This is a genomic window from Pseudoalteromonas sp. XMcav11-Q, assembly GCF_040104525.1.
In the GTDB taxonomy this organism is placed as follows: Bacteria; Pseudomonadota; Gammaproteobacteria; order Enterobacterales; family Alteromonadaceae; genus Pseudoalteromonas.
In genome coordinates this window covers 188,394-214,553 of record NZ_JBECOX010000007.1, presented here as the reverse complement: position 1 = coordinate 214,553, position 26,160 = coordinate 188,394, and the positions used below count along the sequence as shown (strand labels likewise).

General features: G+C 45.2%; 25 protein-coding genes. 9 read left to right on the top strand and 16 right to left on the bottom strand.

Annotated features, from left to right (window positions below):
* Window positions 1-20: 20 nt before the first annotated feature.
* From ABMY45_RS13470 to ABMY45_RS13455, 4 genes are all read right to left on the bottom strand, one after another.
* On the bottom strand, window positions 21-1,292 hold the full coding sequence (locus tag ABMY45_RS13470; protein WP_349289000.1) for an ATP-binding protein: 1,272 nt from the start codon (window positions 1,290-1,292) through the stop codon (window positions 21-23).
* Entirely contained in the window at window positions 1,270-2,619 is a 1,350-nt protein-coding gene (locus tag ABMY45_RS13465) for a sigma-54 dependent transcriptional regulator (protein WP_349288999.1), read from the bottom strand. Before ABMY45_RS13465 ends, ABMY45_RS13470 begins: the two co-directional genes overlap by 23 nt.
* Before the next feature lie 61 nt (window positions 2,620-2,680).
* Window positions 2,681-3,532: a D-hexose-6-phosphate mutarotase gene (locus ABMY45_RS13460; protein ID WP_349288998.1), complete on the bottom strand. Its 852-nt coding sequence runs from the start codon at window positions 3,530-3,532 to the stop codon at window positions 2,681-2,683.
* A 161-nt stretch (window positions 3,533-3,693) separates the two neighbouring features.
* Window positions 3,694-5,652: a methyl-accepting chemotaxis protein gene (locus tag ABMY45_RS13455; protein WP_349288997.1), complete on the bottom strand. Its 1,959-nt coding sequence runs from the start codon at window positions 5,650-5,652 to the stop codon at window positions 3,694-3,696.
* Between the two features lie 267 nt (window positions 5,653-5,919).
* Between ABMY45_RS13455 and ABMY45_RS13450 the strand changes: the two genes are divergently transcribed.
* The gene (locus ABMY45_RS13450) at window positions 5,920-7,215 is read left to right on the top strand and encodes a porin (protein WP_102057764.1); all 1,296 of its coding nucleotides are present in this window, start codon (window positions 5,920-5,922) and stop codon (window positions 7,213-7,215) included.
* 102 nt (window positions 7,216-7,317) lie between these two features.
* Here ABMY45_RS13450 and asnB read toward each other — a convergent pair whose 3' ends face one another.
* The 5 genes from asnB to ABMY45_RS13425 all read right to left on the bottom strand — a co-directional run bounded on the left by asnB (window position 7,318) and on the right by ABMY45_RS13425 (window position 13,762).
* The gene (asnB, locus tag ABMY45_RS13445) at window positions 7,318-9,333 is read right to left on the bottom strand and encodes an asparagine synthase (glutamine-hydrolyzing) (RefSeq protein WP_349288996.1); all 2,016 of its coding nucleotides are present in this window, start codon (window positions 9,331-9,333) and stop codon (window positions 7,318-7,320) included.
* A 9-nt stretch (window positions 9,334-9,342) separates the two neighbouring features.
* Complete coding sequence (locus ABMY45_RS13440) at window positions 9,343-10,413, bottom strand: aspartate carbamoyltransferase (RefSeq protein ID WP_010606932.1); 1,071 nt, start codon at window positions 10,411-10,413, stop codon at window positions 9,343-9,345.
* A 109-nt stretch (window positions 10,414-10,522) separates the two neighbouring features.
* Window positions 10,523-11,944, bottom strand: coding sequence for a sodium:solute symporter family protein (locus tag ABMY45_RS13435; protein WP_174170204.1), 1,422 nt, complete (start codon window positions 11,942-11,944; stop codon window positions 10,523-10,525).
* Window positions 11,941-12,372: a hypothetical protein gene (locus ABMY45_RS13430; protein WP_174170203.1), complete on the bottom strand. Its 432-nt coding sequence runs from the start codon at window positions 12,370-12,372 to the stop codon at window positions 11,941-11,943. Before ABMY45_RS13430 ends, ABMY45_RS13435 begins: the two co-directional genes overlap by 4 nt.
* A gap of 142 nt (window positions 12,373-12,514) precedes the next feature.
* Window positions 12,515-13,762: a Zn-dependent hydrolase gene (locus tag ABMY45_RS13425; RefSeq protein ID WP_010606935.1), complete on the bottom strand. Its 1,248-nt coding sequence runs from the start codon at window positions 13,760-13,762 to the stop codon at window positions 12,515-12,517.
* Window positions 13,763-13,995: 233 nt separating this feature from the next.
* Between ABMY45_RS13425 and ABMY45_RS13420 the strand changes: the two genes are divergently transcribed.
* The 3 genes from ABMY45_RS13420 (at window position 13,996) to ABMY45_RS13410 (ending at window position 16,748) form a co-directional block, all read left to right on the top strand.
* Window positions 13,996-14,394, top strand: coding sequence for a YbaN family protein (locus ABMY45_RS13420; protein WP_010606936.1), 399 nt, complete (start codon window positions 13,996-13,998; stop codon window positions 14,392-14,394).
* Window positions 14,395-14,517: 123 nt separating this feature from the next.
* The gene (locus tag ABMY45_RS13415; protein ID WP_349288995.1) at window positions 14,518-16,314 is read left to right on the top strand and encodes a S8 family serine peptidase; all 1,797 of its coding nucleotides are present in this window, start codon (window positions 14,518-14,520) and stop codon (window positions 16,312-16,314) included.
* A gap of 11 nt (window positions 16,315-16,325) precedes the next feature.
* The gene (locus ABMY45_RS13410; RefSeq protein ID WP_174170200.1) at window positions 16,326-16,748 is read left to right on the top strand and encodes a hypothetical protein; all 423 of its coding nucleotides are present in this window, start codon (window positions 16,326-16,328) and stop codon (window positions 16,746-16,748) included.
* A 34-nt stretch (window positions 16,749-16,782) separates the two neighbouring features.
* Here the strand turns inward: ABMY45_RS13410 and ABMY45_RS13405 are convergent, their stop codons facing one another.
* From ABMY45_RS13405 to ABMY45_RS13390, 4 genes are all read right to left on the bottom strand, one after another.
* Complete coding sequence (locus ABMY45_RS13405) at window positions 16,783-17,322, bottom strand: carboxymuconolactone decarboxylase family protein (RefSeq protein ID WP_088532102.1); 540 nt, start codon at window positions 17,320-17,322, stop codon at window positions 16,783-16,785.
* A gap of 204 nt (window positions 17,323-17,526) precedes the next feature.
* Complete coding sequence (locus ABMY45_RS13400) at window positions 17,527-18,402, bottom strand: retropepsin-like aspartic protease (protein ID WP_206473502.1); 876 nt, start codon at window positions 18,400-18,402, stop codon at window positions 17,527-17,529.
* Window positions 18,403-18,468: 66 nt separating this feature from the next.
* Window positions 18,469-19,848: a HAMP domain-containing sensor histidine kinase gene (locus ABMY45_RS13395; RefSeq protein WP_174170197.1), complete on the bottom strand. Its 1,380-nt coding sequence runs from the start codon at window positions 19,846-19,848 to the stop codon at window positions 18,469-18,471.
* Window positions 19,845-20,540, bottom strand: coding sequence for a response regulator transcription factor (locus ABMY45_RS13390; RefSeq protein ID WP_174170196.1), 696 nt, complete (start codon window positions 20,538-20,540; stop codon window positions 19,845-19,847). The genes ABMY45_RS13395 and ABMY45_RS13390 overlap by 4 nt, the downstream gene beginning before the upstream one ends.
* A 532-nt stretch (window positions 20,541-21,072) precedes the next feature.
* Here ABMY45_RS13390 and ABMY45_RS13385 point away from each other — a divergent pair.
* Entirely contained in the window at window positions 21,073-21,717 is a 645-nt protein-coding gene (locus tag ABMY45_RS13385; RefSeq protein WP_238536749.1) for an NUDIX domain-containing protein, read from the top strand.
* 21 nt (window positions 21,718-21,738) lie between these two features.
* Here ABMY45_RS13385 and ABMY45_RS13380 read toward each other — a convergent pair whose 3' ends face one another.
* A complete protein-coding gene (locus ABMY45_RS13380; RefSeq protein ID WP_349288994.1) occupies window positions 21,739-22,596 on the bottom strand; it encodes a LysR family transcriptional regulator in 858 nt (285 codons plus the stop codon).
* Between the two features lie 89 nt (window positions 22,597-22,685).
* Here ABMY45_RS13380 and ABMY45_RS13375 point away from each other — a divergent pair, with 89 nt between their 5' ends.
* The 4 genes from ABMY45_RS13375 (at window position 22,686) to ABMY45_RS13360 (ending at window position 24,177) form a co-directional block, all read left to right on the top strand.
* The gene (locus ABMY45_RS13375; protein ID WP_010606951.1) at window positions 22,686-22,916 is read left to right on the top strand and encodes a DUF2798 domain-containing protein; all 231 of its coding nucleotides are present in this window, start codon (window positions 22,686-22,688) and stop codon (window positions 22,914-22,916) included.
* Complete coding sequence (locus ABMY45_RS13370) at window positions 22,897-23,196, top strand: antibiotic biosynthesis monooxygenase (RefSeq protein ID WP_349288993.1); 300 nt, start codon at window positions 22,897-22,899, stop codon at window positions 23,194-23,196. Before ABMY45_RS13375 ends, ABMY45_RS13370 begins: the two co-directional genes overlap by 20 nt.
* A 180-nt stretch (window positions 23,197-23,376) precedes the next feature.
* Window positions 23,377-23,772, top strand: coding sequence for a hypothetical protein (locus ABMY45_RS13365; RefSeq protein WP_130165171.1), 396 nt, complete (start codon window positions 23,377-23,379; stop codon window positions 23,770-23,772).
* A gap of 156 nt (window positions 23,773-23,928) precedes the next feature.
* Window positions 23,929-24,177, top strand: a complete 249-nt coding sequence (locus ABMY45_RS13360; protein WP_130165172.1) for a hypothetical protein — start codon at window positions 23,929-23,931, stop codon at window positions 24,175-24,177.
* Window positions 24,178-24,206: 29 nt separating this feature from the next.
* Here ABMY45_RS13360 and ABMY45_RS13355 read toward each other — a convergent pair whose 3' ends face one another.
* Window positions 24,207-25,475: an AAA family ATPase gene (locus ABMY45_RS13355; protein ID WP_349288992.1), complete on the bottom strand. Its 1,269-nt coding sequence runs from the start codon at window positions 25,473-25,475 to the stop codon at window positions 24,207-24,209.
* A 6-nt stretch (window positions 25,476-25,481) separates the two neighbouring features.
* A complete protein-coding gene (locus tag ABMY45_RS13350; protein ID WP_174170193.1) occupies window positions 25,482-26,105 on the bottom strand; it encodes an RNA ligase family protein in 624 nt (207 codons plus the stop codon).
* Between the last annotated feature and the right edge of the window lie 55 nt (window positions 26,106-26,160).

Genomic DNA, 26,160 nt, shown 5'->3' with positions numbered 1-26,160 from the left:
TATGCTAATGATAATTATTATCAACAAGGCAAAGTGATTTTTATTAATCCTCCTGAGTCGGTGTTGTGACAACTCAGTTGTCCATCGTGTAACTCTACAATGGTGCGGCTAAAGGTTAAACCTATTCCCTGCCCACCTTCTTTGGTGGAATAGAAAGGAGTAAGCATGTTATCTAGGTTGGCAAAGCCCGGGCCATTGTCTTGCACATCAATCACCGCTTGTTGCTGCTGATAATAAGCATGTAGCGTCAACTTGGCACTTTCACCACTGGCCTCAATGGCATTTTTAACTAAGTTAATCAGCACTTGCTCAATTAAGGCTTTATCGAGATTGAGCGTATTCACAGTGCAATTTACTTGGATGCCGGTATCCTCAAATAACGCAGCAACAGAAGACAGTAACAGCATGATAGAGACTGACTCCCGATCTAGCCTTGGGGTTTGCGTAACTTTGGCGTATTGGCTCACAAATTGTTGTAAATGCTGGCAACGCTGACCTATTACACTTAGCGCATGCTGCTCTTTTTCGTCCTTTGCTCTTGCTAATAAGGTTTGCGCTAGGGAGCTGACGGGCGTCAAACTGTTGTGGATCTCATGACTTATTACTCGGATTAAATGTTGCCAAGCTGCCAGCTCCTTTTTACGTAATGCCTTAGTGATATCGAGTGCGACAAGTAAAGAAAACTGCTTACCCTCTTGAAAGAATTCACTACTTTGTAGTTGCCACCGAGATTGCTGCGCTGTATCTGCAAAATGCCAGTGATTATCTTGTTGCACCAGCCCAAACTGAGCCGCGCTTATTCCCTTACACTCTAACCAAGGGCGATGATAAAGCGACTCAAATGCCCCATTGGCATAGGCAAGTTTGAGTTTTTCGTCAAACATCATAATAGGCGTATTAAGGCTGTCTATTAGCTGATAAATGATAAACTGCTGACTATGATAGCGGCGCTTTTGACTGTGCAGCTGTGCACTTAAGGCCAGTAAGCGCTGTTCAAATTCGGCTACCACGCCCGCTGTATAATGTGGCTTAATAGTTTGAGTAAAATCACTTTGTACAATCGCTTCCAGCTGCCAATTAGCACGCATGGCAATGCGTTTAAGGTGAGACAACAGTATTTTTTGTAACCCGCCCAACAGCCCCAACACACTCACCGATACGGCAGCTACCCACGTTATCTCTAGCTGTAATTGCAGAAGCAGCAAAGTCAGTAAAACCGTACAGCTAATGGTTAACAGCGTACAGTAGGCCCCAAGCCGCCACTCAGCGCTAGCCAGATGTTTTAAGGCCATATTTTTCCAAACGCCGATAAAGAGAAGAAGCCGTGAGTCCAAGTATTTTAGCAGCTTCTGCGACATTGCCTTGAGCGCGTTGCATCGCTTGCTCCACCATTTCTTGCTCCACTTGTTGCAAAGTCTTGCTTGGCATATCACTGATCACTTTAGGTGCGGCGGTAAAGCGTAGTTGGCAATCACTGAGCTCAATCTGCAAGCCCTCCGCCATTAACACGGCACGCTCCATGACGTGACTTAACTCACGCACATTGCCGGGCCAATTGTGTTCAATCAACGCAGCTTTAACCGCAGGGCTAAGTTCACGAATTGGCTCACCATACTGCGCACAGAATTTAGCGACAAAATACTCAGCCAACGGCACGATATCGCCAAACCGCTCGGCGAGCCTCGGCACTTCAATCACAATTGTATTGATGCGATATAACAAGTCTTCTCGGAACTCAGCGGCTTTCACTAAGTCATCAAGATTGGTGTTGGTTGCGCAAATAAGTCGACAATCCGCTTGTTGCGTCTGACTGCTACCCACAACTTCATAACTGCCATTTTCCAGCACCCGCAGTAATTTTGCTTGTAAAGGAAGTGGAATAGTCGCAACTTCATCCAAAAATAATGTGCCCTGCTTTGCCATTGCAAAACGACCAACACGATGCTGCTTTGCATCTGTAAACGCCCCTTTGCTATGACCAAACATCTCACTTTCGAATAATGATTCTGGCACCGCGCCCATATTCACCTCAACCCAAGGTCCTGCTGAACGATTAGATTGTTGGTGTAACCACTGAGCTAAATGACTTTTCCCCGCGCCACTTGGGCCGGTAAGTAGGACCCTAGCGTCGGTTTTTGCTACTTTAGCAAGCTGCTTATATAAAGATTGCATCGCCTGAGAGCGCCATTGAAACGCGCCGCGCTCGCTGTGTTTTGCTACGATATTCGCTTGCTTTAATGATATTTTGAGTTGTTGCTGCACGGCTTGCAGCAGCTGCTGATTGTCCCATGGCTTTTCGATAAAGTCGCTCGCACCAAGCTGCATTGCAGACACCGCTAACGCGACATTTCCCCAACCGGTAATACAGATCACAGGCACATTAAGATTGGAGTCACGTAGCCAGCGCAAAAAGTCCAGCCCTTCATTGCCTGAGGTGGTATCTCGGGAGAAGTTCATATCGAGCAAGGCTAATGACACTTGCTTAGCGGTGAGCAGTGGCTTGGCAAGTTCAAGGGTTGCCGCCTCAATTACATTGAAACCTTGATCTTCTAAAAAGAAGACGGCGCTGAGGCGTACTTCGGCGTTATCGTCGATAACCAGTATTATGGGCTTTTCCATAGGGAGAATTTTTATTGTTATCGGGTTTCAGCGGAGCATAGTGTGCTCCGCGAATATAAAATTATAACCAACGGATGATTGTACTTAAGGTATGGCTTTCACCTGGTGCAAGTTGCACGGCATCGTCCATTACGTTACAAGCTTCTAAGCACAACATCTTGTGGTATTCGTCATCATTAAAGTTGCTTAAACGCTGTGACTTTTCAATCCATGGGTTCCAAAGCACACAAGAAGTTGAGTTTTCACGTTTTACTTCAATAATGCCCGCAGGCGTGTTGATGGTTTGCACTGGGCTTGCTTGGGTGTATACCATATCGGTTTCGCGGGCAAAGCTAACCACTTCGGTTTGCTCAAATGGACCTTCATCAAACTCGATATATTTCGCGCCTTGTAACCCGTCTACCGTGGTATTACTGACTTCTGGCGTTGGGAAATACGTATGTAAGGCTTGCGTTAACGTAAATGGCGCATCACCAGTATTGATATTGGTCAGTCGCACTTCAAGCTTGTCTGATAACACAAACTCAACCTCTAATTGTGACGTGTGTGGCCAGTATTGCGCTTCAACTAAGGTCATCGGTAGTGTGAGTTTAACGGTAATTTCATCGCTTTTTTCTTCAACGCTGTGCGCACGCCAAAGTAGCTTGCGAGCAACCCCATGAATTGGCCAATCCGCTTTGCTATGTACGCCAAACCAAGGCCAACAGATTGGAATACCACCGCGTACTGGTTTACCTTCAAGGTAATCTTCCGCCTCAGAAACCCAAATTAAATTGCCTTTTCCTGCTGGTGTAAACTCGGTAAGTTGCGCGCCCTGTAAAAAGATCTTCGCTTGACAAAATGCACTGTCGACCCAAATATACTCTAGTCCGGACTCAGTGCGCTCGATTGAAACTGAAGGTGATAATTCCATGGTGATTCCTACGTCAACTCAATGATATGCCTACCTTACCACTTAAATACTACGAGTAAACTGTTATCCATCCAATTTGAAAGTTATTCAATTATACCAATGCGGTAGCACCGTGAGAGCGTTGCTCTCACGATTTATGGAACTTGAGGATTGGGCTAAAGCTATACTTTAAATTTGCCCACCAGCTCTGTGAGAGTGCTCGATAATGAATGTAATCTCACGCCATTTTGATTGGTATTCACAGCGATATCACTCACGCTATCCGCAGCATTTTTAATTTCCACCACGTTGCGATTAATGTCTTCAGCAACATGTTGCTGCTCTTCAGCTGCGGTGGCGATTTGCGTGTTAAGGTCGCTAATATTGACAATCGCTTGGGTAATTTCACTAAATTGTTGTTGCGCTGAGTTTGTCAGTTCAACCGTTTGCTCCGTACGCGTTAGGCTACGCTTCATTTCTCCCGACACCATTTCTGTCATTTTTCTAAGCTTATCAAGCTGAGAAGCGATTTCTTCCGTCGATTCAGAGGTACGCTGCGACAACGCACGTACTTCATCAGCCACTACAGCAAAACCACGGCCATGTTCACCTGCCCGTGCCGCCTCTATTGCCGCATTTAACGCTAAAAGATTGGTTTGTTCTGCTATGCCTCGGATCACGCTGAGTATCGACATAATATTTTCGCTTTCGGTGTCGAGCTGCATGATATCTGCGGTTGCCTTATTGATCACTTCAGATAATGTTGTGACGCTCTCGACAGACTCTGTGATCACCCTTTGGCCCAGCTCAGATGCTTGCTGAGTTTGTCCGGCCAGCTCAGCCGCATTGGCGCAGCTTGCCGCCACTTCGTTTGCGGTTGCCGCCATCTCATTAATTGCGGTGGCAGCCATTTCAAGCGCTTGCTGTTGTTGACTGGTAGCGCCGGTGAGCTGATCAGACTGCGAAGCGGTTTGTCGTGAGGTTTCATTAACTTGCTGCGCACACTCATTGATTTGCGTCACCAACTCAGCAATGAGATTTAAAAACAAATTAAAACTCGTCGCCAGTTTGCCCGTTTCATCCTGAGCTTTAATGTCTAAACGCTGCGTTAAATCACCACCGCCTTGCGAAATTTCAGTTAAACCGTCACTCACTTCTACAATGGGCGCTGAAATCAACTTAGAAATATAACTTGCTAGCAATAAAAATACGGTGATCAGGACAGCACTTAGAATCAATATCGTCAGCGTCATCGCATTGGCTGCAGCCATTACCTCACTTTTTTCAACTAAACCAATAAACTTCCAGCCTAATTTGGGTGCTGTATAGATGTTGGCAAAATAGTCTTGCCCGTTAATTTCGAGCTCAAATAGCCCATCTTTATTTTGAGCCAATTCACGATAGCGGCCGTTCGCAATGTCTGCCAGCTTTTTAAATCTATGTTCGGAGAACTTGGCATCGACCAACACATTTCCAGTGTCTTCCACTAGCATTAAATAGCCGGTCTCGCCCAATTTGATATTGCGGATGATTTTGGTCAACCCTTGCAGTGACACATCCATACCTTGAACACCCACGGTTTGACCATTGGCAGTAACCGCTTTTACCGTCGACACAATCACCATATCATCCGGCGCCCAATAATAGGCGCTAGTGCGGATCGTCTCACCATTTCCCGACTGCCCTGTTTGATACCAAGGACGCTCCCTAGGGTCGTAGTTTGCATTTACTTCACCTAAAGGCCATTGAATATAACCACCTTGTTGATTTCCCATGTAGATATAGGCAATACCGGGGTGCGTGTTACCAAAGTGCTCAAACAGCGAATACGCTGCTTGCTCTGTTTTACTTCCTGCTTTCGAATTAAGTCGAGTGGTATTGGTTGAATCTATATAAGTTTTCACGTCTTGCTGCGCACTCAAGACCTGTGCATGGGTTGCTAAGTAGTCTACGTTTTTTGCAATTTCATCAAAAAACATCTGAATACCATTCTCAACTTGTAGTGCCTCTCGATCACTTAGCTCCGAGAAGGTCTCTATCCCCTGCTGCCGAGTTTGACTGATAATTAGCCCCGCGATGATTAACAAAGGAAGCGCGATTGCCGTTGCGAAAGACAGCTTTAATTTTTGCGATATATTCATGAATAAACACCATTTCACAGATAGTAAAAATATAGTGAGGGATAGGCTATTGGGCAAGAATTACATACAAATGTGATCATTTGTTCGTCTTACATTCATCTTAGGTATGGTTAAATGCTGGATAACTTTGAGGTCAGATAGGCCGCAGTGTTACTATGGATAATTCAATCAAGGACCATAAATTTATTTGCTTTCTGCAAGGATAGCTTTGGTGGTCTACAATTTGTAAGAGGTTTTTGCGCTCAACCATTTAACAACGGGACAACTATGTTAAAACTTTCAACCATCTCACTCGGATTAGGTCTAGCACTTTGCTCTAATTCAGTGCTTGCCGAAAACTCAGAAATTGACGCGCTAAAGCGCCAATTGGCTGAACTTCAGAAGAAACTCACGCAGCTAGAACAAAAAGAGCAGGCGCGAGCACAACAGGAAAAAGTCGCTAAGGCTGAAAAAGCCGAAGCAAAAGCTGAAACTAAAACTCAAGTTGCAGCAGCTGAAACAAAACCGACCATCAAAGTCGGCGGCGCGATCAGAACAAACTACAGCCATACGTCTTATGACGATGACAACAAGAACCGTGGTGGCGATTTTGACTTCGATATTTTCAGGTTGAACTTCTCTGGCAATGTTGGTGGCTTTGGCTTAAATGCCGAAATCCGCTTTTTCGACTATATGACTGCGGTAAAATACGCTTACCTAGACTATGACTTTGCCGACCATTGGCAAGCTCAGGTTGGTATGACTAAAGTACCTTTTGGTAACTCACCTTACAATTCACACAATTGGTTCTTTAACACTACCTATTATATTGGTCTTGAAGACGACCACGACATGGGGGTGGTATTTAAACGTAAAGTGGCGGACAACTGGCAGCTTGATCTTGGTTTTTTCAAAAACGATGAGCTAGGTGGTGTGGACGGTTACGTGGATGACCGCAGCGATCGCTACTCTTATGACGTGGTAGGTTTCCGTAAAGCGGGCGATGGCGTTTATGACGACCCAACGCAACCAATCGGCGAATATAACACCTTTGTTGGTCGTTACGCGTACCATATTGAACACAACGGTGGCACAACTGAAATCGGCGTCTCTGGCCTTGCCGGTGGCCTTCACGATGGTAATGACCGAGCAGGTGATTACAACGCGTGGGCACTACATTTAAATAGCAACATAGGCCCTTGGAACTTACAGTTACAACACGGTGAATACCATTACGATATTGATGATGTAAACCGTATGGCAGTAGGTGCTTACGCATTTTATGATTCCATCGCAGCAGAAGCCACCATGTCGAACTTTAATGTAGCGTACAACCTGCCAGTTGAGTTCGGTCCAATTACCGATCTGCAATTTTATAACGACTTCGGTATTATTTACGACAAATCCGATAACACTGAAGACACTTGGATGAATGTCACAGGTGTGTCACTCGCTGCGGGTGCATTCTTCACCTATGTTGATTTAGTTCACGCGAAAAACCAGCCGTTTATTGGTGGTTCAATCGCAGGCGATAGTGACGAAAGCGAGCGTCGCTTCAACATTAACTTCGGTTATTACTTTTAATCTTTGGGATTAACCTTAGGTATTAAATCAAAAAGACGATGCACTAGTTGGTGCATCGCCTTTTTATTTCCTTGTTTTCTGTAATACCAATACGATCAGCCTCTACTCTGTGGCTGCCCTCCAACCAAGGCGTTCCGCTTCAGCGGCAGCAAATTGAGGTAAATCTGCGGCAATAAATTGTTTGTGGAGTATTTGCACACCAAGCAAATGATTGATCACGGCATCTAGTTGCACTTTGAGTGAATCATCGGCGTCTGGTGAATCATGTAACTCAAATAGCGCATTTACCGCTTCAAAGTCTAATAAACCTGCGGCTTCTACAGCTTGTCTAGACAAGTACTTATCAGCCAACACGCGCATTGCAGCCCACTTTTTCTCATCTGAGTGCGCCGGTGGTGCCATAAAAGCAAACTTTTCTCGTTCATACAGTACTTCTGGCAGCAGTCCTTTCATCGCTTCGCGTAACACGTATTTTTCTTTACGATCTTTAATGCGATATTGCGGGGGAATGGTAAAGGCAAACTCTGCGAGGTGATGATCCAAAAAGGCAGGCCTTGCCTCCATCGAATTGGCCATGTCGACCCTATCACCACCCCAAGTTAATATTTGCCCTTCAAGCATAGTTTTAATCCATACATACTGGGCTTTATCGAGTGGATGGCGAGACTCCAACATGGCATCATCTAAAGTCTCGGCAATCGCTTTGCCTGCATCATAACCCGTGAGTATTTCTCTGTGTTCGGCGGCAACGAGTTGATGGGCAAAGTGACTGCATGACAGCCAAGGCTGCAAACAACTTGGTGTGAAACCAACCACCTCATCTAATGCTGCACTATCGTATTGCTCACGGGAAAGCATAGCCCCCTTAAACAACTTATTGCTGTCTTCCAGCATGGTTTGCCACTGGGCTTTTTCGGTGTCATCAAGTTCATCTAAGCCATATAAAAACAGGTCTTTTCTAAATGCTGGATAACCCGCAAAAAGCTCATCGGAGCCTTCTCCGGTCATCACAACTTTATAATTAGACTCGTTAACTTGCTGGCTCATCAAATACTTAGCAACACCAAGCGTGTTATAAATAGTTCGTTCGGTATGCCATAAGGTTCGCTCGAAATGGCCATATAGCTCGTCACCGCTTAACGACATAATATGATGATCGGCCTTGGTGGCTTGCGCCATTTGCTTTGCAATCGGCGTTTCGTCGTACTCAGCACTATCAAAGCCTATGGTAAAGGCCTTAATTGGTGCTTGTGCCGCAGCTGAAGACAAACCCAAAATAGCGCACGAGTCTATGCCACCACTTAAGTAACAACCTACCGGGACGTCTGCGGTGAGTCTCAACTGCACCGCTTCTAGCAGCTGTTTGCGCACGCCATCAATGTAATATTCTTCATCTTTACCGTTCAAATACGATTGCGCCGTTGGAAAGTTAACATCCCAATAAGGTCTATCTTCAATGCTAAAACCTTGTTCGCTTCTGGTGATGCTAACAACATGCCCAGGTTTGATTTGATGTACATTCGCAAACGCCGTGCTGCCGGGTACCATGACTTGGATCAGTTGATGAAATAGACCTTCACTTGAGAATCGACGCTTAACTTTAGGATTGGCAAACAGCACTTTCAGTTCTGAGCCAAACACAATTTCGTCTTCTGTTTGGGTGTAGTACAAAGGCTTAATACCAAAGCGGTCTCTCACTAAGTGCAACGTATCGGTTTGTTGGTCATACAACGCAAACGCAAACTCACCGCGCAGATGCGTCAGCATCTCATCGAGACCAAGCTGCTGATATAAGTGCATAGCAATTTCTGAGTCGCTTTTACTTTGGAACCTTGCCCCTTTTGCTACCAGCTCAGCTCGGATCCGCGCGTAATCGTAAAACTCACCGTTGTGAGCCAACATTAGACGCTTGTCAGAACTAATAAAGGGCTGCCGCCCTCGCTGCTCGTCGAGGTCGATTATCGACAGTCTGGCGTGACTAAATCCCACGCCAGCCATTTGTTTATAGCCAAAACCGTCGGGGCCACGATGATGTTGAATGGCTGCCATGTTTACTAATAATTGATTATCTATTTGTGTTTGCGCTTGCGTTGAAAAAATACCAGCAATTCCGCACATAATATCTCCCTAAATCACATCCATCACAGTACTGGCGCGCTGCACCATACAGGTCAATAAGGCTTGGCGTAAAAAGACGGCACCACGTGCCTGACTAAAATACCAATTGTGTGGCGTGGCATCTAAACTGGTACACAGCTCTTCACCCCGAGCCAGAGGATGAAGCACTATCGCATCGGGCTTAAAGGGGGAATCTGCGCTCAATTTAAACGACTTTCCATAGGTTTCGAAGCTTTCACCAACCCATGCAATGGAATTGATATACACCACATCAAGCTCAGGTAAAACGGCGTTCAAGTCATGGCCGATAGACACCTTGACCCCCGCTTCCTCTAGCTGGGCTAATTGGTCGCTCGACACCGCTTCCTCGACACTCTCGTCGTAGAGCAGGAATATTTCGTCCACAATACGCGGAAAATGTGTAAACATTTTCAGCAGGCTACGCACCGTACGCATTTGGCTCGGCACGCCAATCACGCCAATTTTTATAGGGCTAAAGGCTTCGCTGTCAGGGAGTAATAACGACGGCCGCCATTTGAAGATAGTGTATAGATCAGACATCGCTTGTGTTGGGTGCTCATCAATGCCATTACCAGCGTTGATAATTGGGATCCGTAGGCTGTGGATCATCTCTTCAATAGACTCCACAGAGGTGTCACGTAAAACGACACAATCGCCATAATTATTGAACATCTCGGCGACATCTTGCAGCGACTCCCCTTTCGCAATGCCCGTTGAGGAGCGATCGGTGATCGACATAATATCGCCCCCCAAGCGGTGCCATGCACTTTCAAACGACAGACGGGTGCGAGTGCTGGGTTCATAAAACGCACTGATCAAAATTTTGCCACTAAGCGGCGAGCTGAACCTTGCAGGGTTACTTTCATATTTCGCGGCGAGGCGGAATAGCTGGATCAGCACGTCTCGGTCAAGGTGGTCGACACTGATAATGTGCTTATTCTCCAAACAATGCAGCCTGTCCCCGTCTTCTTGTATCGCTCTGAGTAATGCTTTGGGATGTGCATCCCCGTAAACATCCGGCTGCGCTCGATTAAACTCTACTTGCTGCGCACTTACCATAACTGCCTCTTTTTAAAATCAATAAGGAACATAACGACAAGGACAACAGGACATAAACAACTGAGCACTATGGCCAGCCAAATTAAACTAGAAAATGCGCCCAATGAGATCATACATCCTCCACTTTGCTTTGTGTGCCCAACGCTTGCCAATGGAATGATTGCTGACTAAAACGCCAAGCAATCACACAAATTAATAACGACACCGCACAAGAAACTAATGCGGCGACATAAAAGCCAATATAAAAATACCCAATCAAGCCAGATAGCGTGCCAAGCAACATAGCCCAGCCAGCGCTATTTCCCGTCATTCGCGCAAAGTACAAACCAAATACGATAGGCCAAATGGTGCTGGCGACGAAGGCACCAGCGAAGTTCAACAAGGCACCCAGCGTGGCGATTTTTGGTAAACACAAAAGCCAAGTTACTACACCTAAGATGACAATAATCCACTTAGCACTTTTTAAGCGTTCGCTATCGCTCGCCTTTGGTTTGATGTATTGCAGGTAAATATCTTGATTGATGAGATCTGACGTTGCGGCGAGCAAAGAGTCCAAACTCGATGCTAGCGCTGAGAACACCACAATGAACAGAATGATCGAGCCGGTATAGCCGAGCACTTGGCTTGCAACCAAGGGTCCCACCATATCGGCGCTAGCGGGATACAAACCTAAACTCGGCGCTGCCAGCGCAATAAACCCAGTTACGATGGGGATCGGTAGCCACAGTAGTCCTGCGATAAAATACGCCTTTTTGCCCACCCCACCTTTAAATGCAAACGCCCTTGACCACCATACGTTGCTGTGAAAAATTTCTCCTAAACCAAAAAAGATATTGTTGAATAAAAACATCACAGCGGCAGGAAAAAGCAGGTCGAGTAGCTTGGGGTGGTCGCTACTGAGTTTTTGGTGAATTGGTTCAAGCCCAACATTCATCGCCACGACAATGGCAATTCCGACGACACCTGCCAAAATAATAATGGCCTGTAGAAAGTCCGTGGCGATCACCGCTTTTAGACCGCCAAAGAGCGTGTAGACCACACACATCAGCAGAATAATCGACATACCAAGGTGATAATCTAAGCCACTTAGGGTGTGTAGCAAAATGCCACCGGCCATGCCTAGACTAACGAGCCAGCTCATGGCATACACGAAAGAGATCAGCAAAAAGACCCACCAAGAGAAACGCCCAAACCGCAACCGCATGAAGTCGCCACTGGTGTAGCCGTGGGGTAGTAAAGTTTTGATGCGTTGGCTTAGCGGCGCAAATAGCAACAATCCGAATGCGGCACAGGCGTAGCCTATCATGCCCCAAATACCAAACTGATAAGTGAGCTGTGGCGCAACTAAAGTGGTATTACTGGTGACCCAAGTTGCCATCGCAGTGGCACAAGCAAAGGCCAACCCAACATTTCTACCGGCCAGCGCAAATTCATTATGTGACTGCACGCGCCTGCCAATCCACCAGCCAAAAAATACCCATAGCAAAGCAAACGCTAGGGCAAGACCGAGCGCCAATGAAGCATTTATCATACGCTTTCCTTATCGTGCGTTTGCTTATTACCCACCATAATCATCCCTACAAGTAGCACAAATAAGCACAAGCCCAGTACAAACAGCGCAAGCGCCAGCGTTAACTGATGATGTTTGACTGAAAATGAGACCGACGTTTGTGCCGAGTTAGCAGAGGGACTACCTAAGGTTGCGAGATAATCACCATCAGCCAAGCCACTAATGGTTACCGCTTGTTGAGTCGGCTGAAGCGAAAGGGAGAGGGAGTAAGGTTCCGAAAGATGTTGAATGGATAGCTGTGTTGGTTGTTGTAGAGGCGGACCTGTACGCTCAATGTGTAGCGTAATAAACCCAGCAGTCACGACCTCATCGCTCACCCTCAGCGAGGCAGCAAGCCCATTAAAGCTCGCAGCAAGTAAGACCAAGGTTACTACTCGGGCGATCCACATCCTCATAATCCCTAACTGCGGTTATCCAAGTCCGAATTCGCCGCAAGTTTTGCTATCCACATTATTCTAGTAGTAACAAAGACTAGCCCAAGGATCAAATTTGTCTAGTAAAGCCTCACCCAATTTCACCCCAGCCTTACATTTATTCTTTTGTTTTTATTGCTCTTTTTTGAACACATTGCAGCAGTAAATTACTCCCAGCTTCAACATCATGCCAATGACTCCATTCGTCTGGCGCATGGCTAACGCCGTTGAGTGATGGAATAAATATCAGCCCCGTGGGACACACTTCTGAAAAAAACTGGCTATCGTGACCAGCACCACTTGGCATGATTTGATAATTCAATGACAAGGCCTCTGCCTGTTGACTAATAAATTCCACCATCTCAGGTGTGCATTTCATTGGAGACAACCAACTCACCTGCTCGTATTCAAACATTAAATGGTGTTTTCGAGCGATGGCTGAAAGCGCTTTACGACAGGCAATTTCAAGGTTCTCCATCACGGTTTCGTCCATATCACGCGCGACGATGGTGAAATCCACCTCTCCAGCAATCGTATGTGCAAAACCCGGCTTTAATTCTGCCTTACCGACGGTGATCCTCGTGGTATCTGTGCCGTCCTCTGCAATAATGCGGTCTAACTGGTAGGCAAAGTCAGCCAACCCCATAAAGGCGTCGCTGCGCATCTCCATGGGGGCTGTGCCTGCGTGGTCGGCCTTTCCAATTAATTTAACCATCCATTTAAATACTCCCGAAATCCCTTCCACCACACCAATTTGAATGCCTTTTTGATCAAGCACGGGCCCTTGCTCTATATGTAATTCAAAAAAACTATTTATTTGCTCAGGTTCTAGCCTCGCATTCAGTGCATCCATAGGGTCTAACCCTTGCGCGCGCATGGCATCACTAAGCATACAGCCATCCGCATCATGACTTGTGAGTAATTGGTGAGGCGTTAACTTCCCGGTGAGCGCTTGTGCCCCGATCATGCCGCCAAAGCGCCCTTCTTCTTCACTGGTACCGATGACCCAAATCGGCCTATCCAATTGCACATTGTGCTCTTTTAAAATACGAATACACTCAAACCCCGCAATGACGCCCAAAGTTCCATCAAACATGCCACCTGCTGGTACACTGTCGAGATGAGAGCCGATGATCACTGCGGGTTTCGCTGCGATATCCGGACTGGTCATTTCAATAATCACATTGCCAGCGCCATCCATACGACTCACAAATCCTTCGCTTTGTGCGCATTCCATCAGCCATTTACGCGCTGCAAAATCCTCATTGCTAAAACCTTGGCGATAAATTCCCTTATCTTCATGGTTATAGCCGAACTCCGCGAGCGCAAATAAGGTAGACTTTAGACGTTCTAAATTTACTTGCATACTTTGCTCCTCAACGTTTCAGTCGCACCACTTCCCTGTACTTAACCTGAGATCAGATTCGCTATTTCAAACACTGACGTCCGACTGATAATCTCTTTGCTTTAGCTTAGTTGAAAATTCGCGAATTTCAGCCGCTGTGATATGCTTTTAATAATTGGCTTCTGGTTAACAATGTTGGCTCAGGTCACCGTGATGCGCTGCCAGTTCAGCACTCCCGAAATATGAGGATGCCTATGCGTAAGAAAATCCCCCTATTCAATCGTTGTTTTTGGCTGCATGTTGCTGGCATCGTCTTTGTTGGTCTCGGCTTTATCGGCATGGCACTGCCTGTTATGCCTACCACCATCTTTTTTATTCTTGCCCTTGCTTGCTTTACCCGCTCTTCTCCTAAGTTAGAAAACTGGCTGCTTACCCACCCCAAATTTGGCCCGAGTCTGCTTGCATGGCGACAACATCAGGTGATCCCCATAAAAGGCAAGATTGGCGCGGCAGTTGGCATGAGTGTTGGCTTACTGGCACTGAGCTTTAGTGGCGCACCTGTTTGGGTGGTGTGGTCTGTCGCTATAACCGAAGCCGGAGTGCTCAGCTATATTCTAACGCGTCCGTCCATAATTCCTGTAAGCACAAAGTAGTCCCACTTATAACAAACAAAATAAAAACAACAAAAATACATATATAACCCACTATTTACATTAAGTACCTTTTTAGGGTATACAGTCTGTTCTTGTAAAAGAAACAATAAAAACTGAGATACCATGAAAATAAAAATAACTTATCTAGCTACTTTGCTAGGCATACTTCATGGCACTGCTAGTGCCCAACAAGAATACCCATTATTTCCAGGTGATCCCCTTGTCAACCAACAATGGCATTTGAAAAATACAGGGCAAAATGCTTTTTCTGAGCGAGGTGGTGTTGCAGGAGAAGATCTAAACCTTAGCCTTACTCATGCGCTTGGTATTATGGGAACAGGCGTAACCACCGCAGTCATAGACGGTGGCGTTGAACTTACTCACCCTGATCTTATAAACAATGTAAAACCAGGCTCATGGGATTTCCTTACGAATTCTGCTGATTTAAAACCAGCCAGCAGCGGCGATGGTCACGGTACAGGTGTCGCAGGTATCATTGCTGCCAGTGCATTTAATGGCATTGGCGGTCGTGGTGTCGCACCTAGAGCCGGGCTCGTTGGCTTTAACTATCTTAAAAACGGAAGTATGGAAAATTGGTTACAGTCTCACGGCATGTATTCTGATGGTTTCAACAAAGCTTCTTTTGATTTTCCTAGAGTATTTAACCAAAGCTATGGCCGAACCCTTTCATCACCGCAAACATTTAACTACGACTTCTCTCCATGGCTACAGACCTATGAAGATGCTCAAGAAGAGATCACGACTACAAGTCACAGCGGCCGCGGTGCAATTTTCGTAAAATCTGCAGGTAATGGTTACCAAGCTCAAAGCTTTAATGCCAGTGGTTTAGGGCCTGGGTATCTATGGTTTGCAAATCGTAACCATGGCTTACCAATGCAAGATGTTAACTTAGAGCGTATTGATACCAGCTATTGGAATTTGGTTGTGTCTGCTTATAATGCTGACGGTAAACGCTCGTCATACTCTACGGTTGGTTCAAGCGTCTTTGTCAGTGCGCCTGGCGGTGAGTACGGCTCAACCACTCCCGCTATAATCTCTACGGACATCAGTGGCTGTGACTGGGGAAGCAACCCGACCAATCTGCGTAACACCTTACATGGAAGCCATCCACTGGATCCTAATTGTGATTATAATGCAACGATGAATGGCACTTCTTCCGCTGCACCAAACACGACAGGGGCAATTGCACTTATCATGTCAGCAAACCCGGCATTAACTTGGCGCGATGTGAGACATATCTTAGCCTCTACAGCGCGTAAAATTGATGCGGACAATCCTGGCGTTACATTGACCTTTAATAATGCGGCTGGAGAAGCACAACAATATGATGCGATCCCCACATGGCAGCGCAATGCTGCAGGTTATAACTACCATGGCTTCTACGGCTTTGGTGCAATTGATGTTGATGCTGCAGTAAATATGGCTCGTTTCTATAATGAAGATAGAGGTAATTTCACTATCACACCTTGGCAGCAAGTTAATGCTAATGTCACCATTCCTGACGGTAGCCTTGCTGGCGCAGAAAGTTCGGTACAAATTGACAACGATGTCACCGTAGAAGCCGTACAGATCCGTGTAACCGGTGAGCATACCAGTACCCGTGACGTTGCAATTGAGCTTATTTCTCCATCAGGTACTCGCAGCGTATTAATGACGCCAAGAACAGGAACTATTTCTGGACGCAACGGCTTTAATGATATGCAAATGCTATCGCATCACTTCTATGGCGAACCTGCGCAAGGCCAATGGACCATTCGGTTAATTGATACACAAAGTGAGGACGAAGCCTTTATCTTTGATCCAGTAAGTGGCGCACCGGACATTCGTGCTGTACACAGAAATAATGCGCAAGATGGCCAGCTTACCTCTTGGCAAATTCGTTTTATTGGTCATAACTAAGGAGAACCATTATGAAAGCACTCTTTTTATCAGTCATACTACTTAGTGGCCAAGCTCTTGCGACCGACAATGTGTTGATAGAATTAACTGAGGCGCCACACGGTGCTGAAATAAACATCAACAATCAATCATTTGTTTCACTTGAAGAAAACAACACCACACTGGTTAAAGGGTTGAAACTACAATCACCAGTAACTGGGGAGGTGTATACCGTAACCGGTGAGATTATCGTTGAACACCTTACGATGATTAACGCCAATACTTTCGCTAGCGACAATAATCTAATTTTAAGCTACGCTCGTGGTAACCGAGCTATCTATCGCCACGCTGACGCACACACTGACCTCACAACTTTGAATGCATATTTACGTGTACAAGCAGGAGTATTGAGCACTCAGATAGGCTTACAGCTTGACGGATTAGAAAGCGAGTAATACCTAGTAGAGAGGCTAAATGCCTCTCTACTAATTAGCTAAACGCTTTAAAAGCATCATCCAGTGGAGTATGTGCGATATGATTCACGTAGTTACTCATCACTTTTTGACTTAGTGCTAAGATGATTTCCAGCAAATTTTGTTTAGTATAACCTGCTGCAAAAAACGCTTTCGTTTGTGCATCACTCAGTTTGCCACGCTCACGCAGCATTTCAAGTGTTGTGGCACGCAGCACTTCTAGTTTCTCATCGCCCAGCGGTGCTTGCTCACGCAGTGCTTTGACCAATTCATCACTTACTTTCATTGATTTTGCGATAGCAGAATGAGCCGGTACACAGTAGTGACATTCATGCTCTACATTAATCGCTTGCCACACCACAGTTTTTTCATCGTTATTGAACGAGCTATTTAAAAAAGCCTCATGTAACACTTGATAACCATGCAGATGCTCTGGTGATTCCGCCATTACACCATGAAGGTTCGGAATACGTCCAAATGCTTGCTGGGACTTCTCAAGTAATGGTTTACCTTTTTGCGGTGCAGATTCTACGGTATGGATTGTAAAGTCAGTCATCAGTTGCTCCTCTTGATGCATTTTGTATTGGTATAACCTGAGCTCTAACTAACCTCAGGTTAACTACTCATTGGATGCTAGACTAACTTTACTTGAATGATCATTCAAATAACTATTCGCTATAGTAAACACCATAACTGTCTAAATTAATATGAAATTTAATTAGCTACTGACTGGTCGAGCGTCAAGCCAGCAGCGTTGGGATCAAAAGTAAATTTTGTTCTCAGCGTAGTCGATAATGAGCTTATCGTCGTTGAAATTACTTAAACCCAGCAGGATAAACGGCTCATCTTTATATCCAAGCACCTCAAACACAGGCATATCCGATAAGTGACTTTCGGTATTGATGATTTCCTTGTCACCTAAGCTAAAACGCAGTGATTCTATGGCCACCTTTTTAGTCGCTTGGTCGTTTAACCCTCGGCTGATGTCTTTTTCGCCCAGCGTTAATGTTAGTTTATTGGCCAGGTGTGAGTTGATGTAGTTGGTTGGAGCGCCGGTATCAAGCACGGCGTCTACCTCTTCGCCATTAAAACTTGCTGTCAGCTTGATGAAATTGTTATCTATTTTAAAACTTTCACTCTCCAAGCCTTGTGTCACGCTACTTGGGCAAACCCCTTGATACAAACTCAGCTCATTATTATTAAAATCAAACACATTACAATATTGCGACATATATCCATGCCCCAAAATTCCTGGCAAGACGCCTTCCACATCTAAGCGGGTCATATCTTTAAATACATATGGAAGCGACTCTGCTGCTAAGTGGCCGACGCTGGTGTGGTCTATCGTTGCCAATACTAGCTCTGAGCTACCACTTGCGCCTTGTACGTCCATTTTGCTTAGCTTATCTTCTGGCAAGGCAAGTGCTGCTTTCAGATTAACCGGTAAAATACCAACATTCGCAGCACTATCTAAAATCATAGGATGGGTAACCGTATGGTTAATCGTTGCCATCACATAGGCATGACCTTTCTCGGTGTACTTCATCGGTAAAGTGAGTGATTGTGGCGCGGTAGACGCGGTGATCCCACAACCAACGGTGGTACATGCCAATGCTGATAAAATAATTGCTCTCATATTTTTGCTCTCAAACTGTTGATGTCGTTGTTGAGCTAACTATGCCGAGCAATTGTCAAGCAATTATCAAGTTAGTCGAGAAAACCGAAGTGAAAAGCTTGCGCCTTGATTTTCAGTACTGGTCGCGGTCAATGTCGCGCCCATCAACTCGGCAAGTTGACGGCAAATTGGTAAGCCGAGCCCCAAACTGGATGTATCGTGGCGCGACCCCTGCGCACGATAAAAGCGCTCAAACACCTGTTCGAGTTGATTAGGCGACATACCTTGGCCGCAGTCAGCAACCGTAATCACCAGTTCATTATCTTGATAACTGAGCTTTAACGTCACAACGCCACCATCAGCACCATATTTAAAGGCATTATCTAATAAGTTCACCACTATCTGTCTGACTCTTCCGGCATCAAGCGTCACGGTCACACCTTCTTGAATATCTGCGTCCAATTTCACGCCTCGCGCTTCGGCCTGTGCTTGGTAACGCACTAAGGTCGATGTTAACAGCTCAGAGAGATTTACTCGTGTTGATGACAAGGTCAGCTGCTTTGACTCGGTTAATGACAACAAACACAGGTCGTCGATAATACGGTTAACGTTGTGAAGGTCTTGGGTTATCACCGCTAACTGAGCCTTATCCATTGGCACTATACCGTCTTCCATCGCCTCCAAGCGCGAACGAATGCCGTTAAGTGGTGTTCTAAGTTCATGAGATAAGTCGGAATTCATTTGTTTATACTGCTGATGCAAACCTTGTAGCCAAGCCGCAAGATTATTAAAACTATTGATGATTTCACCTACTTCATCATGGCGTTTTAGCGCTAAGCGGGTGTCTAACTCGCCCGACTCTATCGCCTTGAAGCTACGTTTGAGCTGTTTAAGTGGCGACAAAAAGTACCACGACCCCAACCAAGCAAGTAATGCAGCAATAATCGATAAGATGACCAAAGTAAGCATAAAATCATCCAACATCGCTTGCTGCAGCGCTTCCTTTTCAAACGACCTATCTAGCAATACCTCAGGCAACCAAAACAACTCACCCTGTAGTGATAACACATATTGCGCCTCATTAAATTGCACCACAAACGCCGCAACACCGGGATGATGAATTGAAAATTGATGACCGGATTTGACCTGCTCATAGTCTATGGTGAGATCGGGGTTGAGGATCTTTACATCCGCTGTTGAGTTAGCATCTCGCCAAATAAATAGCTGCTCAGGAAAGGTTGATGCTAAAAACGTTAACGTCGCTTCTGGGCTCGCAAAGGTTTTACCAGTCAATGCTTCTTCCACTAAGTCATCATCAAGCAATGAATGACCAAACGTTACCGCACTTTGCTTATTAAATGCTAAAAAAGTGCGCTCGGCTGAGTTTTTAGATAGTTGATAAAAGCTTCCGAGTAGCGCAAAGGTACAAAGCGCCACGAGTAAGGTAAATTTGGTTTTTAGCTTCATGAAGACACCTTACGCGCGATAAATTGATAGCCTTGCCCGTAACGAGTGGCGATAAACTTGGGCTCAGCCTTACTGTCACCTAGTTTTTTACGCAAGTTAGCCAAATGAGTATCGACTGCCCGATCCGTAATAGGCGCATCACTTCCCCATACTTGTTCAATTAATTGCGCGCGGCTAAATACTTGTTGCGGCTGCTTGGCCATGGTCAGTAATAACTCGAACTCCACAGCCGTTAACGCTGGTGTTTGTTGTGTTACCGTTACGGATTTGCTCTCAAGATTGATACTTAAGCCATCAAACAACAAAGCGGCACTCTGCTGACCACGATAGCTACGTTTACATAGTGCCTTTGCTCGTGAGATCACTTCTCGTGGGCTATAAGGCTTACATACATAATCATCCGCACCAAGCTCAAACCCCTCAAGACGGTCGGTTTCAGACACTTTGGCGGTCACCATAATGGTAGGAATGTTGCGTGCAACGGCTTCTTTAAGTAACTCACGGCCATCACCTCCGGGTAGCATGACATCTAAAATAGCGAGTTGAAATGTTAGGTTTTGTAGGGCTCGGTGGGCATCTGGGGCGTTATCGAAATGGACAACCTGCATATCCGCTTGTGCCAGATATAAACGTAATATCTCAGCACTACTTGGGTCATCTTCTACATATAAAACAGTATATTGGTCAGACATTGTTGAGATTAATTTAACGAGTTAATGCTGAGATTCTTAAAGCCGCTTTATAACCACAGCACCTCCGCATGACGAGGGATATTTGTAGCCACGTTGCAGGGTGATCTTTCAGCTAATAATTTAAGTGACTTTACTATGCCACAGCCTTACTCGTTAAGGAACGTCATACTTACCTCTACTGATACCGCTTTTAACTATCGCATAATAAAACAACATCCGCTTCCATCCCTTCCAGCTACTATAACCATTTAAAATAAAAGGACTTTTACATTACTTACAAGCTCAAAATAGCAACCTTTGCAACTCAAAATTAATAGTGTCATAAAGACACAAACTCATCACAACACAAATTTTGATCAAGCGCCAAGATAGAGTCACAGAGACAATATACTCCACTTATTAACATTGAAACCTTTGTTTTGCTTTAACCTAAACAATCGTTTATTGTGTCCAAAAGACATTAACTAAAAAATCAATGAGCTCAGAACACAATTTATCCCAGTTTCACCCGCCTCTTTTTTCAGTAGACAGTGTGTTATTTACAATTTGGCAAGGTAGCTTAAAAGTCCTCCTCACCAAACGCGCCCATGCGCCGTTCAAAGGCCGCTGGGGATTACCTGGAGGGTTTGTTGATGTTGAACTGGATGACAACACGGATATGAGCGCACTGCGTAAGATCAAAGAGAAAACCAGTGTTGCCCCACAATACCTAGAGCAACTTCAGGCCTTTTCTGGGATCAACCGTGATCCGCGAGGCTTTAGTGTCACCTTGGTTTATTACGCCTTGATTTCACCTCAGCAAGTGGCAACGCAAATAGACTCGGTAGATGATGTGAGATGGGTGGATCTTAGCGAGATCCCAGATCTTGCTGTGGCTTTTGATCATAAGCATATTATTGAAAAGGCCAAGGCAAGGCTGCAGCAAAAGGCGTTATATTCCATGATCCCGGTTTATTGTTTGCCAGATCAATTTACCATTGGACAACTCAAAACCGCCATCGAAGCCATTATCGCCAAACCCATTCAGCGCAAGAGCTTGGTAAGACGAATTGAAGCCTCAAACATGTTTGAAGCACTGGATGAAAAGGTAAAGTCAGGCGGACGTTTAGCACAGCTCTATAAGCTAAAGCCTGATGTCGATATCGTGCATTTTGAGCGCAATCTGAGCTTAGGATAAAATGCGATTGTGCGGTGTTCATTACAGAGCTATCACTGCCCCTTGCAGATAATCAAGCTCCTGACACCGCATTTGCAGTAACTCAATAAAGTCTCTGGTGTAAGTCGGTGGAGTTCGTTGATTTGGCCAAAGCGCGTAGATGTTGCGAATAAATTGGCAGTCACCGATATAGCTAAATGCGGTTTGAGGTTGCGCTGCCAACGCTGCAATTTCTGTCATCGGCAATACGCCAGCACCGTTAGCCGAGCCTACCAATTTACGCACTAAGGTAATATCACCCACATAAGAGACGTGACTAAACTGCGCCAGTAGTGCTCGCCACGCATCGGTTGCAGGCAGTTGCGATGCTTTAAAGGGCAAAAACAGGGTTTGTGTAGTCGCAATTTCCGTGGCGACCACCGCTCTTACCGCGATTTTCCCCAGCCGTTTTTGATAGACGCTTGAATCATCCAGCTCCCCGACTCGCACGGTTAAATCAAACCGCTTTTGGCTGAGTAAGGCCACACTATTGGCAGGCTCCACATGCAATTGGATCTCTGGATACTGGGCCTGAAACGATTGCAGCGCATTATACAAAGGACCAATCATTAGGTTTTGCGGGCATAACAGGTGGAAAGTGGACGCTTCTAGTGTTGATAGCGCCTCACTTTGCGCTTGCAAGGCGAGCAAAGACTCCGCCATTTTATCCACCACCGCCTGACCATGATTCGTTAATGTAAGTCCTCTGGCGCTGCGCAGTAAGAGCGGATAACCAAGTTTGTCTTCCAGCGCTAACATCCGCTTAGATAAGGTCGGCGCGCCTATGCCAAGGTCTTCTGCCGCCTTGGCAAAACTTCCTCGGCGGCTTACCTCAACAAAGAGTCGTAAGTCATCTAGCATAGTTATCTCCGCAATCTTAGCTTTCCATTTTTGCCATTCTGATCGGCTGGCAATTCCCTACAATCATATCAACAGCCAGAGGAGGAAACATGCAAAAACTCATTTTTACATTACTGCTGTCATTGTGCCTGTCGTTTATGGTGTCTGGATGGGTTACGTACATCAATTTGGGATTAGTGGCGGACTTTACCACGCGATGGGCGCATGCCTTTGCCAATGCTTGGCCGGCCTCATTCATCGCCGCCTATGTTTTATCAGCCCCAGTTACCGCCGTTACTAAACGCATTATGGAGAAATATCATGGCCAACAGCCACAATAACGTCAACTTTATCGCCCATATCACGCCTAAAACCGAGCACTATCAAGATTGTATTAACGCAATCCAAGAGATCTTGCCAGCCACTCGAGCAGAGGTCGGATGTTTACGCTTTGAACTTTATGAAAGTGAAGACCGCACCCAGCTTACCTTAGTCGAACGCTTCATCGATCAAGCCGCGTTCGATTTTCATCACCAGCAAGCCTACACCAAACGGGTATTTACACTGTATCAAGGATGGCTGGCAAAAGCGGTGGATATAATCGCCATCAAACCGCTTTAATTTGCGCTTTTAACAAGTTAAGCGCTTCTTCACAAGCAATGATAGAAGCGTTTTAAAGCGCTACGTTAGCGAGGCACTTTGCAGCACAGTGGAGTTATTGAAAAAGCCGTTGCGTTATCGAACAAGTTCGGATGTAATTGCTGAACAAATATACACCACCACAGTCACTAAGGAACGTAAATGGCTACTGGAAGTCAGGGAATAAAATCACACTTTTTGCACACATCTACTATTTCCTTGTTAGCCGTGACCCTGTGGCTTTGTAACACACTCAGCACCAACCTAAACTACGGCTACCTGATGATATTTTTTGCAACTTTCCCTATTGCCTACTTCCTAAAATTAGACCATTTTCTAGCCACCTTTTTATCATGGTTATTGATTCTCTTAGCGGATAAATTCCTCAGTATCCATATGCTGCTGCCGCAAAAAGCTTATGATGGATTAATATTTATAGTCTTAAACGCATTAATATTGAGCGCACCTGTGCTCATTCTAAAAGTATCTATGTGTGTATTTCCGCGCCTCCGCCCTATATTCCACAAACAAAATCCTAAAAACCACCACACAAAATAATTGTATTTGGCGTATCGAGAGTGAAGTATAGCTATGTCTGACAGTGGGTCTACCGTCATTTCTTTAAGGTATATAAGTTTTATATAAAAGCGCTTAAAATTTATACATATAACCTTAATACTCTCATTGATATTGGTAAAAGTGGTATGAGGGAGTATGACCAACAACACTAGTGCAGTTGCTCCTTGGCTAGGCTATACAACACAAGAATATAAACTGGTGCAACGATTGTTAAATGCAAAGAAAGGGAACGTTTTAGGCTTCGAAATTTTGGATGATGTTCAGGAGCAGTCCGACAAAAGAACTGTTCTTGAGCAAGATAAAATTAGCATAGCTCGTAGGATAGCGCTCTGCCACTATTCACACTTCTATATTGGCTACTTGTCAGCTATCAAAATTAGCTGACAAGTAAAGCTAATCTCACTGAACGGTGGCTAAAACGCCCCCTTTTGCCAAAGCACTTGCCCTTGTTCGCCAATCACCTGTATCCGATGCGCTTCTGTCACCGATGGCCACTCCAACCTTTTCAGCTGCTGGGCTATCACTTCATCTGGGACGACTCGTGCTCTTGCTCGGTTATTTTGCCGAAGTTGTACTTCACCTTGTTGAAATACAACTAACGTCACGAGCGCACCGTAGTCACACCCTAAATCGCAAAGTATCTTACGAAAATCTTTTCGCAGGTTTGTCGCATCCCACACAACATTTTCCTTTGCTGCTAATGCTTTTTTCAGCTTTTGCTTGGCGGCTTGTAGAACCTGACCACGGTTTTTTTGACTCGTGGAACGACCATTAATCTCGCCTCTTAGTTCATCCAAAGAGACCAGTGTAAATCCTTGAAGATGCTTTGCTATCCAACTGGATTTACCGCTCCCACTAGCTCCACACATGATATAAAAATGACCATAGTGCTTTGCCTGTTGGTAAAATTTGATAGGAGCTTCTTCAGGAACTGTGATTTCGCCAAAAGCCATTTGCCTAACTGTATAAGCAGCAATGAAGCACTGTTCTTCAACAGTTGGGTATCGCGATATATTAGCAAGTAGTGATTCAGCCGGATCTGCAATCGACCAAAGCTTATATTCTTGAGCAAACATTTTAAACAAGCTCAGCAGTTCAATTTGCATATCCTGATCTGGGCAGATACGACCTCGCATATCTGCAACTTCGAGCCAGTAGAGCATCTCGAGATCAGCATTTAGCGCTAAATTAAGATATTCACTGAAGCCTTTGTTTTTAACTACCAATAATTTGGGCATTTGATGAAAACCGACTAATGCCAAAATCGTTTGAATAGTCTGCATTGGCAACGGTAAGTCAACGAGTCTACTTGCTAGGTAACTCATCCCGATCGCCTCATGCCGCGGTGCAACAATCCGCCGTTGACCATCAATCTCCTTCGCTCTGGTCACGACAGGCTTGGCAATATCATGCAACAGCGCAGAGAGTATCAGCACCTGCCTTCGCTCCCCCTTTATATGAGAGGCAGAACTCTGCAGCAATGCATAAAGTGCTTCCAATACCATATTGGTATGAATGGCAACATTACCTTCCTCATGCCAAATAGTATCTTGTGGTGTTGCTTCAAGTTCGTGCAACAGGGGAAAGGTTTCCCCCAACATGGCTAAGCACTCTGTAAAATCAGGCTGATGTTGCTCTGCAAGCAAAGGCAACCAATCCGCTACTTTTTTCTTCGCTAACATACAGTGTTACTCCTCCATGAGTTTGTTTGGTGTAATAACGCTATGCATCCAATGCTTATCCGACACAATATGATCTGAGCGCACCCATTTGGCAACACAATTAGCAAACTCATCATAATGGAAGGCATCAGCCACTCTGACCACATAGCCTTCTTGTAAGTTTGTATCTACAACAATACTTTTGATGGTTTTTTCGCACCATGCCCCACGATAGAGCACCTTTGGATTATGCAGACCAAGCTCATTAAAAATAGCTTGGCTATCATCCCAACTTAAACACTCGTTACTCGCGTTCCACACAGAAAAAGCGAGGAAGTAGCTAGGCAACTTCTGATAATGAATGGCGTGCTTTGCATACAAGTTTTCACCACAGATACGCCATCCTTTTGGAATCTTTAGACCTATTTGAGCCTGTAGTGCTTTTACCCAAGAGCGAGATGGATGATAACGACTGTCGAGTGATCGTGCATGCATATAATCAGCATACAAAGTGGTATTTTCACCATCCATTTTCTCGGTCACGACTACTTGTTTGTTTTTAAAGTGCTCCGTGTTGGCACACCTTACATCATCACTTGTGATCCCTTTTGACCACACCAAGTGCGGAGTTCGAGGATATTTAATTCTCATCTTAGTTGCTCCATTTTTAAAATTAAAAAGCCAAGTTGGTACTTGGCCGCAAAAT